18 protein-coding genes are annotated in these 16,229 nt (G+C 66.1%); 8 read left to right on the top strand and 10 right to left on the bottom strand.

The window, feature by feature from the left end; genetic code table 11:
* Positions 1–46: 46 nt before the first annotated feature.
* Positions 47–1,648: a benzoylformate decarboxylase gene (mdlC, locus tag ACO07K_RS12520; RefSeq protein WP_422036269.1), complete on the top strand. Its 1,602-nt coding sequence runs from the start codon at positions 47–49 to the stop codon at positions 1,646–1,648.
* Here the strand turns inward: mdlC and ACO07K_RS12525 are convergent.
* Positions 1,620–3,080, bottom strand: coding sequence for an amino acid permease (locus tag ACO07K_RS12525; RefSeq protein ID WP_422036270.1), 1,461 nt, complete (start codon positions 3,078–3,080; stop codon positions 1,620–1,622). The two genes, mdlC and ACO07K_RS12525, sit on opposite strands and share 29 nt — an antisense overlap.
* A gap of 56 nt (positions 3,081–3,136) precedes the next feature.
* Here ACO07K_RS12525 and ACO07K_RS12530 point away from each other — a divergent pair, with 56 nt between their 5' ends.
* Together ACO07K_RS12530 and ACO07K_RS12535 are read left to right on the top strand one after the other, a co-directional pair.
* The gene (locus ACO07K_RS12530; protein WP_422036271.1) at positions 3,137–3,511 is read left to right on the top strand and encodes a hypothetical protein; all 375 of its coding nucleotides are present in this window, start codon (positions 3,137–3,139) and stop codon (positions 3,509–3,511) included.
* 87 nt (positions 3,512–3,598) lie between these two features.
* The gene (locus ACO07K_RS12535; protein ID WP_422036272.1) at positions 3,599–4,264 is read left to right on the top strand and encodes a dihydrofolate reductase family protein; all 666 of its coding nucleotides are present in this window, start codon (positions 3,599–3,601) and stop codon (positions 4,262–4,264) included.
* Positions 4,265–4,267: 3 nt separating this feature from the next.
* On the opposite strand, the gene ACO07K_RS12540 is transcribed toward ACO07K_RS12535, so the two are convergent.
* The gene (locus ACO07K_RS12540; RefSeq protein ID WP_422036273.1) at positions 4,268–5,236 is read right to left on the bottom strand and encodes a Bug family tripartite tricarboxylate transporter substrate binding protein; all 969 of its coding nucleotides are present in this window, start codon (positions 5,234–5,236) and stop codon (positions 4,268–4,270) included.
* 199 nt (positions 5,237–5,435) lie between these two features.
* On the opposite strand from ACO07K_RS12540, the gene ACO07K_RS12545 reads away from it, so the two are divergent.
* A complete protein-coding gene (locus ACO07K_RS12545) occupies positions 5,436–5,834 on the top strand; it encodes a helix-turn-helix domain-containing protein (RefSeq protein ID WP_422036274.1) in 399 nt (132 codons plus the stop codon).
* Between the two features lie 187 nt (positions 5,835–6,021).
* Positions 6,022–6,309 carry an MliC family protein gene (locus ACO07K_RS12550; protein ID WP_422036275.1) on the top strand — a complete coding sequence of 96 codons (288 nt, stop codon included), beginning with the start codon at positions 6,022–6,024 and terminating at the stop codon, positions 6,307–6,309.
* Between the two features lie 9 nt (positions 6,310–6,318).
* On the opposite strand, the gene ACO07K_RS12555 is transcribed toward ACO07K_RS12550, so the two are convergent.
* The 4 genes from ACO07K_RS12555 to ACO07K_RS12570 form a co-directional block, all read right to left on the bottom strand.
* Positions 6,319–6,984, bottom strand: coding sequence for an amino acid ABC transporter permease (locus ACO07K_RS12555; protein WP_422013372.1), 666 nt, complete (start codon positions 6,982–6,984; stop codon positions 6,319–6,321).
* Positions 6,981–7,661, bottom strand: a complete 681-nt coding sequence (locus tag ACO07K_RS12560; protein ID WP_422036276.1) for an amino acid ABC transporter permease — start codon at positions 7,659–7,661, stop codon at positions 6,981–6,983. The genes ACO07K_RS12555 and ACO07K_RS12560 overlap by 4 nt, the downstream gene beginning before the upstream one ends.
* A 12-nt stretch (positions 7,662–7,673) precedes the next feature.
* Entirely contained in the window at positions 7,674–8,417 is a 744-nt protein-coding gene (locus tag ACO07K_RS12565) for an amino acid ABC transporter ATP-binding protein (protein WP_422036277.1), read from the bottom strand.
* Between the two features lie 85 nt (positions 8,418–8,502).
* Complete coding sequence (locus ACO07K_RS12570; RefSeq protein WP_422036278.1) at positions 8,503–9,351, bottom strand: transporter substrate-binding domain-containing protein; 849 nt, start codon at positions 9,349–9,351, stop codon at positions 8,503–8,505.
* A gap of 87 nt (positions 9,352–9,438) precedes the next feature.
* On the opposite strand from ACO07K_RS12570, the gene ACO07K_RS12575 reads away from it, so the two are divergent.
* Entirely contained in the window at positions 9,439–10,101 is a 663-nt protein-coding gene (locus ACO07K_RS12575; protein WP_422036279.1) for an aspartate/glutamate racemase family protein, read from the top strand.
* 1 nt (position 10,102) lies between these two features.
* Here ACO07K_RS12575 and ACO07K_RS12580 read toward each other — a convergent pair whose 3' ends face one another.
* From ACO07K_RS12580 to ACO07K_RS12595, 4 genes are all read right to left on the bottom strand, one after another.
* The gene (locus ACO07K_RS12580; protein WP_422036280.1) at positions 10,103–10,729 is read right to left on the bottom strand and encodes a flavin reductase family protein; all 627 of its coding nucleotides are present in this window, start codon (positions 10,727–10,729) and stop codon (positions 10,103–10,105) included.
* Between the two features lie 11 nt (positions 10,730–10,740).
* On the bottom strand, positions 10,741–11,691 hold the full coding sequence (locus tag ACO07K_RS12585) for an N-carbamoyl-D-amino-acid hydrolase (RefSeq protein ID WP_422036281.1): 951 nt from the start codon (positions 11,689–11,691) through the stop codon (positions 10,741–10,743).
* Positions 11,692–11,798: 107 nt separating this feature from the next.
* The gene (gene hydA / locus ACO07K_RS12590) at positions 11,799–13,268 is read right to left on the bottom strand and encodes a dihydropyrimidinase (protein ID WP_324504709.1); all 1,470 of its coding nucleotides are present in this window, start codon (positions 13,266–13,268) and stop codon (positions 11,799–11,801) included.
* A gap of 4 nt (positions 13,269–13,272) precedes the next feature.
* A complete protein-coding gene (locus ACO07K_RS12595) occupies positions 13,273–14,229 on the bottom strand; it encodes a dihydrodipicolinate synthase family protein (protein ID WP_422036282.1) in 957 nt (318 codons plus the stop codon).
* Positions 14,230–14,365: 136 nt separating this feature from the next.
* On the opposite strand from ACO07K_RS12595, the gene ACO07K_RS12600 reads away from it, so the two are divergent.
* Both ACO07K_RS12600 and ACO07K_RS12605 read left to right on the top strand, forming a co-directional pair.
* On the top strand, positions 14,366–15,304 hold the full coding sequence (locus ACO07K_RS12600; protein ID WP_422036283.1) for an ABC transporter permease: 939 nt from the start codon (positions 14,366–14,368) through the stop codon (positions 15,302–15,304).
* Entirely contained in the window at positions 15,301–16,206 is a 906-nt protein-coding gene (locus ACO07K_RS12605; protein WP_422036284.1) for an ABC transporter permease, read from the top strand. Before ACO07K_RS12600 ends, ACO07K_RS12605 begins: the two co-directional genes overlap by 4 nt.
* Positions 16,207–16,229: the final 23 nt, after the last annotated feature.

The raw sequence follows: 16,229 nt of genomic DNA on the forward strand, positions 1-16,229 counted from the left end.
GCGCGGGGCTACGATGTGCTTCTGAACACTAGCGGAGGAATTGCGCATGCGCACAGTCAAGGACGTTACCTTCGATCTGCTCCGCAAGCTCGGCCTCACGACCGTCGTCGGTAACCCCGGCTCGACGGAAGAAACCTTCCTCAAGAACTTCCCGGATGACTTCGATTATGTGATGGCCCTGCAGGAATCGAGCGTCGTCGGCATTGCCGACGGTATCGCGCAGGGCCTCCGCAAGCCGGTGATCGTCAACGTGCATACCGGCGCCGGCATGGGCAACGCGCTGGGCTGCATCGTGACGGCCTACCAGAACAAGACGCCGCTCATCATCACGGCCGGCCAGCAAACGCGCGAGATGCTCCTGCTCGAGCCGCTCCTCACGAACATCGACGCCGCAAACCTGCCACGGCCCTGGGTGAAGTGGGCCTACGAGCCGGCGCGGGCCGAAGACATTCCGGCCGCCTTCATGCGGGCCTATGCAACGGCGATGCAGCAGCCCGCCGGGCCGGTGTTCCTGTCCCTGCCGCTCGACGACTGGGACAAGCCAATGCCGGAAATCGATGCCTTCCGCACGATCGCCACGCGCACCGGCCCCGATCCCGCCCGCGTCGCGGAGTTCGCCGAACGCATCAATGCCGCCAGGTCGCCCGTCATCGTCTATGGATCGGACCTCGCCCGCAGCCAGGCCTGGAAGGACGGCATCCTGTTCGCCGAAACGCTGGGCGTACCGGTGTGGACGGCGCCCTTCGCCGAACGCACGCCTTTCCCGGAGACCCATCCCCAACATGCCGGCGCCCTGCCCGCGGCCATCGGGCCCCTGGGCAAGAAATTCTCGGGCCACGATCTTGTGATCGTCATCGGCGCTCCCGTGTTCCGCTACTATCCCTATGTCGGGGGCGACTACATTCCGGAGGGGACGCGGCTCCTACAGGTGACCGACGATCCGAACATGTCGTCCAAGGCCCCGGTCGGTGACAGCCTGGTATCGGACGCGCGGCTGTTCCTGGAGGCGATCCAGCCTCAGCTCAAGAAGCGGACTTCGTCGATTGCCTCGCCGCTGCGTCCGGCACCGAAGACGCCCGACCTGGAAGCCCAGCCCCTGGCGGGCGACGCCATCATGGCCGCGGTGCGCGCGGCCTGCCCCGCCGACTATGTGCTGGTCGAGGAAGCCCCGTCGGTCGTCGCGGAGATGCAGGACCAGTTTCGCATCGACAAGCCCGATTGCTTCTACACCTTCGCGTCGGGTGGCCTGGGTTGGGACATGCCGGCGGCCGTCGGCCTGGCGCTCGCGGAACGCAGCAGTGGCCGCAATCGTCCGGTCATTGCGCTGATGGGCGACGGCTCCTTTCAATACTCGATCCAGGCGCTCTACACGGCGGTCCAGCAGAAGGCTCACGTCGTCTTCGTCGTCCTGCAGAATCACGAGTACGCCATCCTGAAATCCTTCGCGGAGCTCGAGGAGACGCCGAACGTGCCCGGCCTCGACCTGCCGGGAATCGACCTGGAAGCGCTCGCCAAAGGCTATGGCGCGCCGGCGACGCTGGCCAGGACCGGTGCCGAGGTCACGGCAGCCGTCGCCGAGGCCATCGCCCGGCCGGGAGCCAGCGTGGTGGTCGTGCCGCTCACGCGGAAGCGCCACCCCCTGCTTTGAGGGCGGCGCGCGATCGGCCATAGGCAAAGTAGATGACGAGGCCGATCGCGATCCAAATGACGAGTCGGGCCCAAGTCATGGGTGCCAGCCCGACCATCAGGCCGAGGCAGGACAGGATGCCAAGCATCGGGATCAAGGGCACGGCCGGCACCCGGAAAGGCCGGACGGCATGCGGCTCGAGACGACGAAGTCGGACCACCGACGCGCAGACCATCAGGAACGAGAACAGCGTGCCGACGCCGACCAGTTCGCTCAGCATCTCGATCGGTGCCACGGCGGCGATCGCCGCGACGATCACGCCGATCAGGATCTGACTGAGCCAGGGCGTCTTCAGCTTGGGGTGGACGCGGCTGAACACCGGCGGCATCAGCCCGTCGTTGGCCATGGTCGCGAAGATGCGACATTGCCCGTAGAGCAGAACGAGGATCGCCGTCGTGATTCCGATCAGCGCGCCGAGCTGGATCAGGGCAGCGAACCAGCCGACCCCCATTCGATCCGCCGCGAGCCCGACGGGCGCGGCCACGTTCAGCTGGGGGTACGGCACGACGCCGACCAGCACGCCCGCCACCAGGATATAGAGGATCGTCGAGATCACGAGCGCGCCCAGGATGCCGATCGGCATGTCGCGCTGCGGCCGCTTTGCTTCCTGCGCGCAATTCGAGACGGCGTCGAAGCCGATGTAGGTGAAGAACACGACCGACGCGCCGTGCAGGACACCGCTCCAGCCGAAGGTCCCGAAGGTCCCGGTGTTCGGTGGCACGAACGGCTGCCAGTTCGCGACCGAGACATGGCCGATCCCGACGCCGATGAACGCCAGGATGACGGCCAGCTTGATCGCCACCATGAGATTGTTGAGGCGCGCCGACTCACGCGTACCTTGAACGAGCAGAAAGGTCAGCAGCGCGACGATCGCCGCGGCCGGCAGATTGGCGATGGCAGTCGCGGTGGTACCGTCGGCGAGCTGGACGGCCTGCCCGGTCGAGGTCGACAGCCGGGGCGGGATGGCGAGACCGACCGAGGCAAGCGTACCGCTGAAGTACCCCGACCATCCCACCGCCACCGCGGCCGCACCGATCGAGTATTCGAGGATGAGGTTCCAGCCGACCAGCCAGGCCGCGAGCTGCCCGAGGCTGGCATAGGTGTAGGTGTAGGTGCTGCCGGCCACCGGCATCAGCGTCGCCAGCTCCGCGTAGCAGAGCGCCACGAAGGCACAGGCGAGGCCCGCCAGCACGAACGACACGACGACGGCGGGCCCGGCATAGAGGGCGGCCGCCGTGCCGGTCAGGACGAAGATGCCGGCGCCGATGATGGCGCCGATCCCCATGAAGACGATGCTGACAGGGCCCAGAACCTTCGGCAGCGCGGCAACATGGCTGACCGGCGCGATGATATCGGAAAGCAACTTACGCGACAGAACGCCGTGAATATTCATGCGTGTCCCCCATCCTCCTCATAGCAAGAGCGGGCCGGACAACCCATATAAAGTCGATGCGTACCACCCTCCTCACCGCCGTCTTCGTGATGGCTCTGGTCGCGGCGGCGGACACGGCCTTCGGCCAGCTCGTGCCCGGATCGATCGGCAATGGCGGCCGGATGCCCGACACCATGTCGCCGGGCGCCCTGGCCCCGCCGCCCGTCGCGCCGCCGGCGCCGGTCATGGCGCCGCCGCCATCCCAGCCCAATACCTATTCGGTGACCCGCGACCGCCTCGAGAGCCAGGGCTATCGCGTCCAGCGACTGGAAGAAAAGAACGACGGGTCCTGGCGGGCCAACGTGACCCGCGATCCCGTGCCGACCCGCCCCCAGGGCGTGCCGAAGCGGGTCACGATCCACCCCAACGGGCAGATCGTCGAAGAATATTAGTCGCACCCTCTTTCGAGACTCTCTGACGCCGATGTCGGATCGGGCGGCCCTCCCCCGTCCTTGGGACACCCACATCGGAGGATTGCCATGAGAAAGATCGCTGCCGGCGCATTCGTCAGCCTGGACGGGGTCATGCAGGCGCCCGGTGGGCCCGAGGAGGACCCTACGGGCGGTTTCGAACATGGCGGCTGGACCGTGCCCTATTGGGACGAGCCGATGGGCCAGTTCATGGATGCGTGCTTTTCAAAGCCCTTCGACCTGCTGCTCGGCCGCAGGACCTACGAGATCTTCGCCGCCCACTGGCCGTTCGTCGGCGACGACGATCCCATCGGCAGGGTCTTCAACGAGGTGACCAAGTATGTCGCCACCTCTTCCACCTCGCCGCTCACCTGGAACAACTCGGTCGCCCTGACGGGCGATGTCGTCGCGGAGATCGCCCGGCTGAAGCAGGGAACGGGGCCAGTCCTGCTGACCCAGGGCAGCAGTGTGCTTCTGCAGACCCTGCTCGCTCACGACCTGATCGACGAACTCCGCCTGCTCACCTTCCCGCTGGTCCTCGGACACGGCAAGAAGCTGTTCGGCCCAGGCTCGAAAGCCGGCGCGCTGAAGCTGGCCGAGAGCAGCGTCTCGACGACGGGCGTCACCATGGGCGTGTATGCGCGCGCGGGGGCGGTGACGACCGGAACCTTCGCGCTGTCGCAGAGTTCCGACGCCGAGCTGGCGCGGCGCGAGAAGATCAAGGGAGAAGGCTGAGGGTTACGGCCCCGTCTTGATGTTGGCATCCCGGATGACTTTCGCCCATTTCGGGATGTCCGCGGCGATGGCTGCGCGGGTTTCCTCCGGCGTACTGCCCACGAGGTCGAGCCCCATCACCGCGAACTTCTTCTGCATCTCCGGATCGGCCAGCACCCTGAGCGACTCCGCGCGGACCTTGTCCACGATCGGACGAGGCAGGTTGGCGGGGCCCATCAGCGCGAACCACGACGTCGCCTCGAAGCCCGGGAAACCCTGCTCGGCGAGCGTCGGCAGATCGGGGGCGCTCGCGGCGCGCTTCAGGGAGGTCACAGCGATGCCGCGCACCCGGCCGTCGCGCACCATCGGCATTCCTGCCCCGGCGTTCTGAATCCCGACCGGAACCACACCGCTCATCACGTCGGTGAGGTTGGCACCGCGATACGGGATATGCTCCATCTTGATGCCGGCCAGGTGGCAGAACAGCTCGCCCGCAATGTGCTGCGGCGTACCGACGCCCGGCGTCCCGTAGGAGAGCTTGCCGGGATTGGCCTTGGCGTAGGCGATCAGGTCGGCGATCGACTTCACGGGCAGGTCGTTGTTCACGACGAAGACCGACGGCATGACCAAGGAGGTCGAAATCGCGGTCAGGTCCTTCAGCGGATCGAAGGGCAACGCCTGCAGAGACGGCAGGATGGTGATCGCGGCATTGCCCGACCACATCAGCGTGTGGCCGTCCGGCGGGGCCTTGGCGACCCTGTCGACCCCGATCGCGCCGGAATTGCCCGAGACATTCTCGACGACCACCGGCTGCCCCCAGGCCTCGGTGAACTTCTGCGCGAACAGCCGGGCGGTGACGTCGGTTGCACTGCCGGCGGTGAACCCCACCACGAGTTTGACCGGCTTGTCCGGCCAGGCGGTCTGGGCGACTGCAGCGTGTGCCCAGAGCAAGGCGAGCAGACACGAACCTATAACGCGAATGAGACTTAACATTTGCCAGTCCTCCCGCGGGCGGTCTTTGCCACCTCGTGGAGGACACGGTAAGGATCATGCGCCGGTTCGGCAACCGCACTGCGTGTGCACATGTCGTCACGCGATTGTCACCGCCACTAGTCGTCCTGTCGCACCCTGTAGGGCGAAAGGTGGGTGTAAGACCTGCGTGCAATACCCATATTGATTCGCGGAGGTATATGTGACCGTTTCCCATCCTGTAGACACCCACGTCGGTAGCCGGCTTCGCCAGCGGCGCGCGCTGCTCGGCATGAGCCAGACCGACCTCGCGAAGGCCGTTGGATTGACCTTCCAGCAGGTCCAGAAGTACGAGCGCGGCTTCAATCGCATCAGCTCGAGCCGACTGTTCGAGTTCTCGAAGGTCCTCGACGTTCCCGTGACCCATTTCTTCGACGGGATGGACGCGTCGGCGGGCACCACCAAGCGCAAGCCGGGTCGACCCAAGGCGGCCGCGAAGCAGGGCGACGATCTCAACACCAAGCGCGAGACGCTCGAGCTCGTCCGGGCCTACTACAAGATCAGTAACAAGGGCCTGCGCACCAAGACCCTCGACCTGATCCAGGCGCTCGCCAAGGATTGACAGGCAGCCGGCAACATTCGTTCTTCCAGGGCGTTGGACTTGCTTCCTGCCAATGCGATGCCGAATGCGGCTCTGGAGACCTTCGATGACCCACCCGGTGGCCGCTATCGCCGTCTTGCTTCTCTTGCCGGCGGTTGCCGGTTGCAATGAGGGGCCGCCGCTGAAGGCCCCTTCTCCGGACGCCCCGATGTCCACCGTCCGATACCAGTGCCAGCAGGACAAGACGATCGTCGCGGACTTCTACGACGGAAAGTCGAGCCTCGGACCGGATGGGCGTCCCATTCCCGGCGGGCGGGCGGTCGTGCAATTGAGTGACGGGCGCAAGTTCAGCCTGCCGCAGACTGTGTCGGGGTCGGGTATCCGTTACGCCGATTCGAGCGGCACGTTCGTCTTCTGGAGCAAGGGAGACACCGCCTTCGTCGAGGAAGGCGCGAACCAGACGGTGACCTACCGGGATTGCGTCCAGAAGCGCTGAGGCCGGCGCCTATCGGCGCCCGGCCAGAGCGCGGTTCTCGAGGCGACTGAGCAGTCGGACGAGCGGCCAGAGCAGCAGGAAATAAATGACCGCGGCCATGACGATCGGCGTCGGGTTGTAGGTGATGCTTTGCGCCTGGCGGGCCTCGTAGAGCAGTTCGGGGACGGCGACCACCGAACCCAGCGACGTGAGCTTCACGACTTCCAGCGTGTTCGAGAGCAGGTCCGGCATCACGTTCCGCACCGCCTGGGGCAGCACGACGTAGCGCATCGCCTGCATCCGGGTGAGGCCGGTGGAGCGCGCCGCCTCGACTTGGCCCCCCGGCACCGAGTCGATGCCGGCGCGGAAGATCTCCCCGTAATAGGAGCCGGTGTTCAGGAAGAAGGCGATGGCCACGCAGGCGAACCCGCCCAGTTCCAGGCCCGCGAACGGCAGGCCGGCGAACAGCAGCACCAACAGCACGAGCGGCGGGAAGGCCCGGAAGAAGTCGACCCACGCCATCAGCGGCCAGCGCACCAGCGGATGCCTGATCGAGGCGAGCAGCGCCAGGATCAGGCCGCCGAACAGACCGAGCGGCACGACGATCAGGGACAGCAGGATCGTGTTCCACAGGCCCGTCAGAACGATGGGCCAGGCTGCCTTCATGATCTCGATGTTGAAGAAGGCTTCGATCATCGCTTCCACGCGAACTTGGCCTCGATCCAGCGGGCTGCAACGACGACCGGCAGGAACAGCACGACGTAGGCCGCCGCCCCCATCATCAGGGGCGAGGGATTGTAGGAGTTGGACATCGCGGAGCTGGCCTGTCCCAGGATCTCGGTCACCGCCACGACGGTGCCCAGCGCCGTACCCTTGGTGATCGAGATGGTGCGGTTGGTCAGCGGCGGGATGGTGAGCCGGAAGGCCTGCGGCAGCACGACGTTGAACAGGGTCTGGCCGAACGACAGGCCGGTCGAGCGCGAGGCTTCCCACTGGCCCTTCGGGATCGAGGTGATGCCGGCCCAGAAGATCTCCTCGGAGAAGGCCATCAGGACGAAGGCGAGCGACAGCCAGGTCGAGACGAAGCCGGACGGCGCCGGGCCTGCGTAAGGCAGGCCGAAGTACATCAGGACGATGATGACCAGCGGCGGCAGCGAGCGGAAAAGATCGACGATGAAGATGATCAGCCAGTTGAGCGGCCGGATCGCCAGGCTGCGCAACAGAGCCAGCGCCAGCCCCGCCCCGAGGCCGCTGACCACGATCAGGAGCGCGAGCTCGATGGTCACCACCATGCCGGACAGGATGTCCGGCAGGTACTTCCACATGACCTTCGCGTTGAAGAAGGTTTCGACGAACTTGTCCCAGCCGCTCATGCCACGCCGGCCTCAGTGCCGCTGGATCTGGCCGATGAAGGCACGCGTCCGTTCGTGACTCGGCGTTTCGAAGATCGCCGCCGGCGGCCCCTGCTCCACGATCAGCCCGTCGTCCATGAACACGACCCGGTCGGCCGCATTGCGCGCGAAGCCCATCTCGTGGCTGACCACGATCATGGTCATGCCGCTCTCGCGCAGGCCGCGCATCACCTCGAGGACAGACCCGACCAGCTCGGGATCGAGGGCGCTGGTCGGCTCGTCGAACAGCATCACGCGCGGCTCCAGCGCGATCGAACGGGCGATCGCCACTCGCTGCTGCTGGCCGCCCGAAAGCTGGCCCGGCGTGTGGTCGGCACGCTCGGCGAGGCCCACCCGCTCCAGCGCCGCCCGGCCCAGCGCCTCGGCCTCGGCGCGGCCCTTCCCGGCCACCTTGCGCAACGCCAGGGTCACGTTCCCCAGCGCCGTCATGTGCGGATAGAGATTGAACGACTGGAACACCATGCCGATGCGGCGGCGGGCATGGTTGATGTCGGTCTTCGGGTCGAGCATGTCGATGCCGTCGACCACGATCGAGCCGGAGGACGGCTCCTCCAGCCGGTTGAGACAGCGCAGCAGCGTCGACTTGCCGGACCCCGACGGGCCGATGACGAATACCAGCTCGCGCTCCGCCACCTTGAGATCGACACCCTTCAGGACGTGAAGAGTGCCAAAATGCTTGTGGATCGCGCGCGCATCTACGATTGGATTGGCGGTCATGAGATCAGTCCGTCGCCCCGGGTGAAGGCTCGCAGCGGAGGTGTGCTTTCCTCCGCTGCGCTTCGTCCGGGGCAACGCCAAGGGTTCAGTTACACTTCAGCTCGTGCGGCGTCGGATCGTAGCCCGGCATGCCCGGCACGCCGTAGCCCGGCGTCACCACGACAGCGAGATCGTCGGCCGCCGGCTTCTTGTTGAACCACTTCTCGTAGAACTTCGCCATCGTGCCGTCCTTCTTCATGCAGTCGAGCGCATCCTGCAGCTCGGCACGAAGCTTGGGGTTGTCCTTCGGCACGGGCGCGGCCCAGTGGGCGCGCGTTTCGGCGAGTTCGAGGTCGGCGATGAATTGCGGGTTCTTCGAAGCGGCGTAGACGATCGTGGTGTTGCCGCCCAGCGTCGCGTAGGCGCGGCCCGACAGTACCGCCTGCGTCGCGTCTGGCTGCGTGTCGTAGACCTGGACGGTGAAGCCATGCTCCTCGCCCATCTTCTTGGCGAGCGTCTCGTAGGGCGTGCCCTTGTTCACGGCCACGGCCTTGCCCTTGAGGTCGGCCCAGCTCTTGATCGGCGCGCTGCCCTTCTTGATGCCGAACTGGAAGGCGGTCCACAGATAGCCGGCCGTGAACAGCATGTTCTCGGCGCGCTCCTTGGTCACGGTGGTCGGCGCCGCGATGAAGTCGTAGCGGCCCGACTGCATGCCGGGGATCAGGGTCGAGAAGCTCACGGCATCGATCGTGATGTCGCGCTTCATGCGCTTGGCGGCCTCGGTGAAGACGTCGATCTGGAAGCCCTCGACGCCGCCGCCCATCTTCGGCATGGCGTGCGGCGCGAACGTGCCATCGACACCGGTGCGCAGCGGCGGCTTCTTGTCCTGGGCGAGCGCGGGGCTCACGCACATCAGTGCCGCAACGGCCAGCGCTGCAAAGCGACGGTGCATCATTTCTTCAGTTCCCTTCCCATGAAATCCCCAAGCTTCAACGTTAGAACAAGCGTTGTCGGATAGCAATTTAGAGGCCATCTTGCGGCCATGTCCGACCGAATCCTCGTCATCAATCCCAATTCCACCGAAGCCGTCACCCGCGGCATCGACGTCGCCATGGAGCCGCTGCGCATGAACGGTGGCCCGGCCATCGAATGCGTCACGCTGGCGGACGGCCCGCCCGGCATCGAGAACCAGGGCCACGTCGAACAGGTCGTGCCGCTGATCGGCGCCATGGTGAAGCAGCGCGACAACGACTGCTCGGCATTCGTCATCGGATGCTATTCCGACCCCGGTCTGCATGCCGCGCGCGAACTCACGACCAAGCCGGTGCTGGGCATCGCCGAGTGCGGCATCCTGACCGCTCTCACCCTCGGCCAGCGCTTCGGCGTGATCTCGATCCTGAGGAAGTCGATCCCCCGGCATCTTCGCTATGTCGGCCAGATGGGCCTGAACGACCGCATGGCCGGCGACCGCGCGATCGGCCTGGGAGTCGTCGCACTGGCCGACGAGGCCCGCACCTTCAGCCGCATGGCCGAAGTCGCCGCCGAGTTGCGCGACGAGGACGGCGCCGACGTGCTGGTGATGGGCTGCGCCGGCATGGCGCGCTACCGGGAACGCCTGCAGCGCCATGTCGGCCTGCCCGTGGTCGAGCCCAGCCAGGCCGCCGTCGCGATGGCGATCGGACGCTCCCGGCTGAACTGGTCCTGAGCTATTCGGCCGCCGCGGCCTTGACGACCGGCGCCGCCGGGAAATCCATGCGGTCGTTGGTGCGGCAGTAGCGATCGGCGAACATGCGTCCGACCGGGTGGTACTTGTCCATGTGGACGCGCTTGGCCTTGTCGTCCCACAGCTCGTCGCGGATGTGGAAGCGCAGCCCCTCGCCGATCACGAGCTGGCGATCGTCCTTCACATTGATGACCTGCCAGGTCTTGCACTCCATCGCCCACGGCGCGTCGGCCAGGCGCGGCGTCTTGATGTCGACCGAGGGCGCGAGCTTCAGGCCGAGATAGTCGGGTTCGCCGACGTTCGGCGGAAAGTCGCCGCTCGATTCGTGCATCTTGAGCGCCAGCGGCTCGTCGGTGAGGTTGATCACGAACTCGCCCGTCCGCTGGATGTTCGTCCAGGTGTCCTTGAGGCGCCCGTCCGGCCGCTTGTTGATCGCGAACATGCAGAGCGGCGGATCCTCGGCGAAGACGTTGAAGAAGCTGAACGGCGCCGCGTTGACCACGCCGGTCGGTCCCAGCGTCGTCACCCAGGCGATCGGGCGCGGCAGCACGAAGGCGGTCAGGACCTTGTAGCGCTCGTGCGGTGTCAGGTCGTTGGAAGCGTATTGCATTTCGAGAGCCCTCAGTTCGACGGTTCGAGCTTCACGCCGGTGCGCTCGCTGATCAGCTTGTAGTGCTCCGGGCGGCGGTGCTTGGCGAAGTTGAAGGTGGTGTTGCGGATGTACTCGCCGAGGCCGAGATCGCAATCGTAGGAGATGACCTCGTCATCCTCGGTGGTGCCCTTGGCCACGATCTCGCCGGTCGGTGCCACGATCACCGAGCCGCCGTGCAACCAGAACCCGTCTTCCTTGCCGGCCTTCGCCGTCGCCACGACCCAGATGCCGTTCTGATAGGCAGCTGCCTGCAGCGAAAGCATGTGGTGGAACACCCGCAGGTACGGCGGCTCGTGCGGCGCGTAGACGTTGTCGCTCGGCGTGTTGTAGCCCAGCACGACCATCTCGGCGCCCTTCAGTGCCATGACGCGGAACGTCTCGGGCCAGCGGCGGTCGTTGCAGATGCATTGGCCGACGATCACTTCGTCCTTGAACATCTTCCAGACGTTGAAGCCCAGATTGCCGACCTCGAAATACTTCTTCTCGAGATGCTGGTACGGCACCGTCGGGCGGTGCTCGTCATGGCCCGGCAGATGGACCTTGCGGTACTTGCCGATCAAACGGCCGTCCGGTCCCACCAGGATCGAGGTGTTGAAGTGATGCGTCGCCCCCTCTTCCTCGGTCCGCTCGGCGTAGCCCAGGTAGAAGCCGATGCCCTTCTCGCGCGCCAGCTCGAACAGCGGCAGCGTGTCCGGGCTCGGCATCTGGCTCTCGAAGTACTTCTCGACCTCGTTGGGATCTTCCATCCAGTAGCGCGGGAAGAAGGTCGTGAGCGCCAGTTCGGGAAACACGATGAACTTGGAGCCGCGGCTGTCGGCCTCCTTCAACATCTCGATCATGCGCTTGACCACGCTCGCCCGGCTGTCGGCGAGATGGATCGGACCCAGCTGGGCGGAGGAGACTTTCAGACGGCGGGACACAGCTACTTCCTTTCTGTCATCCTGAGCGAAGCGGAGGATCTCGCGCTCCGTACAGGTACGGTTAAACTTCTGTCAGGTCCTTCGCTGCGCTCAGGACGACGGCAAGACTAGAACAACGGCTTGAGACCAAAGCGCGACATGGCCTGCAACTCAGGGGCACTCTGCCCGATCGGCTTCGACGAATCGGGCGAGGCGCACGGCAGGAACTGGCCGGAGCCGCGCTCGGCGTTCAGCTTGCCGTCTTCGACCACAACCCTGCCGCGGCTCACGACGGTGATCGGCCAGCCCTTGATCTGGCGGCCCTCGTAGGGCGTGTAGCCGACATTGTCGTGCAGGTCCTTCCAGGTGACCGTGACATCCTTGTCGGCGTCCCAGATCGCGAAATCGGCGTCGGAGCCGACGGCGATCGTGCCCTTCTTCGGATAGAGACCGTAGAGCTTGGCGTGGTTGGCCGAGGTCAGCGCCACGAACTGCTGCAGGGTGATGCGGCCCTTCTGCACGCCTTCCGAGAACAGCATCGGCAGCCGGATCTCAATCCCGGGCACACCGTTGGCCATCTCCTTGAAGGTCGTCTTGTCGCCCTTGGGAATCTTGCCGCCGGCATTGAACTGGTACGGCGCGTGGTCGGAGGAGAAGGTCTGGAACGTGCCGTCCTTCAGCGCCGCCCATACCGCTTCCTGGGCCGCCGAGTCGCGCGGCGGCGGGCTGCAGCACCACATGGCGCCCTCGACGCCGGGCTTGTCCATGTCGTCGGCGGTCAGCGCAATATACTGCGGGCAGGTTTCGCCGAAGATCTTCAGACCCTTCTTCTGCGCCTGGCGCAGCGTCTCGATCGCCTCGATCTCCGACATGTGCACCAGCAGGAGCGGCGCATCGACCAGGCGGGCCAGCGAGATCGCGCGGTTGGTCGCCTCGGCCTCGGCCAGGCGGGCATGGGCGATGGCGTGGAACTTCGGCGCGCCATGGCCCTGGTCGACGAGATGATGCGCCAGCCACTGGATCATGTCGTGGTTCTCGGCATGCACCATGACCAGCGCGCCGTCGCGCCTAGCCACGGAGAGGATGTCGAGGATCTGATAGTCGCTGACCTTCATCGCATCGTAGGTCATGTAGATCTTGAACGAGGTGTAGCCGTCCTTGATCAGCGCCGGCAGCTCCTGCCCCAGCGCCTGCGGCGTCGGATCGGTGACGATCAGATGGAACGCATAGTCGATCACCGCCTTCGGGGTCGCGGCCTCGTGATACTCGTTGACGACCTGGCGCAGCGACATGCCGCGATGCTGGGCGGCGAAGGGAATGACGGTCGTCGTGCCGCCGAAGGCGGCCGAGACGGTGCCGGTGTAGAAGTCGTCGGCGCACATCACGCCCATGCCGGATTTCTGTTCGATGTGGCAATGGCTGTCGACGCCGCCGGGGAGCACGAACTTGCCGCCGGCATCGATCTCGCGCGTTCCCGTGCCCTTCAGGTCGGGCCCGATCTCGACGACCTGGCCATCCTTGACGGCGATATCGCCTTCGGCCTGCCGTTCGGCGGTGACGATGCGGGCGTTGCGAACGATCAGATCGTAATCAGCCATGTTCCTACTCCGCCGCCTTGGCGAGACGGCCGCTGGCCGCCAGACGCCGCTCGAGACGCGCCATCATTCCGTCGAGTTCCGTCCTGTCCGCAGCCGTCAGAGACGAACCGGGCGCCCGCTGCTTCGGGCTCTTGATGGCGCCGCGGCGGAACAGCACCTCCTTGCGCAGCGCGAGCCCGATCGCCGGCTGCACCTCGTGGCGCACCAGCGGCAGATAGATGTCGAACAGGTCCTCCGCCTCCTCGGCCCTGCCCTGGGCGAACAGCTCATAGACCTGCACCAGCATCTCGGGCCAGGCGAAGCCGGTCATGGCACCGTCGGCGCCGCGGCGCATCTCCTGCGGATAATAGAGCCCGCCATTGCCGACCAGGATCGATACCCGGCGCCGGCCGGGCTTCTTCTCGCCTTCGCGGACCTTGGTGAGCTTGGCGAGGCCCGGCGCATCCTCGTGCTTCAGCATCACGAGCTGCGGAAAGTCGTCGACCAGCCGTTCGAACACGCTGACCGGCAGGTAGACTCCGGTGGTCTGCGGATAATCCTGGTACACGACCGGGATGTGCGGACCGAGCGCCTCGAAGACCTGCGCATAGTAATTGTAGACGCCTTCGTCGCCTTTGAGACCCGGCGACGGCGCCACCATCACGCCCGACGCGCCCGCCATCATCGCCTCGTGCGAGAGGCGCCGGACGTTCTCGAGCCCGGCATGGCTCACGCCCACGATCACCGGCCTGCCCTGGGCCCGGCCGATCACGCGGTTGACCACCGAGATCGATTCTTCGGCCGTCAGCTTGTGGGCCTCGCCCATCATGCCGAGCAGCGTGAATCCATGTACGCCGCAGCCCAAATAAAAATCGGTCAAGCTGTCGACGCTCTGGAGGTCGACCGCGCCCTCGTCGGTGAAGGGCGTGGCGGCGATGATGTACACGCCCTTCGCCTGCTCGTTCAGCTTGCCTGATGACATCGTCGACGCTCCTCGGCGCGGTTCTTGCAACGCCCCCGGAATGAGGTTGCAGCGATCATGCCACTCGTCGGGCGCTTGTCGAGCGTCGCGGCGGCGGCAAGCGTTCTTACCCGAAGAGGGGCAGGTGTCGAAGTAAATGGCGCGGCATATCGCTCATCGATTGATGATTTCATTTCCGGTCCTGCTGGGGGTGCTGCTCATCGGCTTCCTGCTGCTGCAGGTCGTGCCTACGGATCCGGCAACGGTGGTCGCAGGTCCGACGGCGACCAAGGCTGAAGTCGACGCGATCCGAAACGACCTCGGGCTCAACCAGCCGCTCTGGGTCCAGTTCGGGCGCTATCTCGGCCGCGTCTTCCAGCTCGACCTCGGCCGCTCCATGATCTCCAACCGCGCCGTCGTCGACGAGATCGCCCTCACCCTCTGGCCGACCGTCGAGCTGATGCTGGCCTGCCTGATCTGGGCCGTGCCGCTCGGCATCACCCTCGGTACCCTCGCCGCCCGCCGCCGCGGCACGGTGATCGACCGCGCCATCATGGCGCTCTCGGTCATGGGTGTGTCGGTGCCGATTTTCTGGGTCGGCCTGCTGCTGATCCAGTATGTCGGCGGCGCCGGCCTGTTGCCCTTCCAGGGCCGCAACGGCCCGATCTGGACCGCTGACGGATTCCTCAGCATCATTTTGCCGGCCGTGACCCTGGGCGCCGTCTTCGTCGGGCCGGTTGCGCGCATGACCCGGACCTCCTTGCTGGAGACGCTGGGCGCCGACTACGTGCGTACCGCCCGCGCCAAGGGCGCTTCGGACTGGCGCGTGACGATCCGTCATGCCCTGCGCAACGCGATGATCCCCGTGATCACCCTGGTGGGCCTGCAGATCGGCTTCCTGCTGGGCGGTTCGATCGTCACCGAGACCATGTTCGCCTGGCCGGGCGTCGGCCGCATGGCGGTGGGCGCCATCACCTCCAGCGACTTCCCGCTGGCACAGGGCGCGATCCTGATCCTCGCCGTCGGCTTCATGGCGATCAACCTGCTGGTCGATGTCCTCTACGCCTATCTCGACCCAAGGATCGCCCGCGGATGACCGACGCCGCCCTGCCGTTGCAAAGCCAGGCCGACCAGCGCGCCATCGCCGCCATCCGGCGCAAGAACGCCGTGTGGCGACGCATCCTGCGCGACCCGCCGGCGGCGGCCGCGGCCCTCTTCCTCATCGTGATCGTCGGGGCCGCGATCCTCGCCCCCTGGATCGCGCCCTTCGACCCCTATGCCTCCAACATGCGGCTGCGGCTGTGCCCGATCGGCGGCGCACGCTGCCCGGATTTCCTGCTGGGCGCCGACAACCAGGGGCGCGACATGCTCAGTCGCATCCTGTTCGGCCTGCGCGCCACCTTGGGCATCGGCATCATCGCCGTCGTGGTCGGCGGCGGACTGGGCGCCCTGATCGGCCTCAGCGCCGCCTATTTCAGACGCCTCGACCAGCCGCTGATGCGCCTGGTCGACGTGCTGCTGTCCTTCCCCTCGATCCTGTTCGGCCTCGCCATTGCGGCGGTGATGGGCACCGGCCTCCTCTCCCTCGTGGTTGCGCTCAGCATTGCATCGGTCCCCTCGATCGCCCGCATCGCCCGCGGTGCCGCGCAGTCGATCATGCAGCAGGAATACATGGAGGCCGGCCGCGCCGTGGGCCTGGGCGACGGCGCCCTCATCTGGCGCTATCTCGCCCTCAACTGCTGGCCGACCATCCTGATCTACATGACGCTGCAACTCGGACAGGCGATCCTCTTGGGTGCGGCGCTGTCGTTCCTCGGGCTGGGCGCCCAGCCGCCGACCGCCGAGCTGGGCAGCATGGCCGCCGACGGCCGCAAGTTCCTGTCGATCGCGCCCCAGGTCTCGACCATCCCCTGCGCGGCGATCTTCCTCGTGGTGCTCGCATTCAATGTCCTGGGGGACGCGTTGCGCGACGCCCTCGATCCGAAGTTGAGGCAATGACGTGAAACAGCAGGAGGCGTGGG

The organism is Reyranella sp. (assembly GCF_965228225.1).
Classification (GTDB): Bacteria; Pseudomonadota; Alphaproteobacteria; order Reyranellales; family Reyranellaceae; genus Reyranella.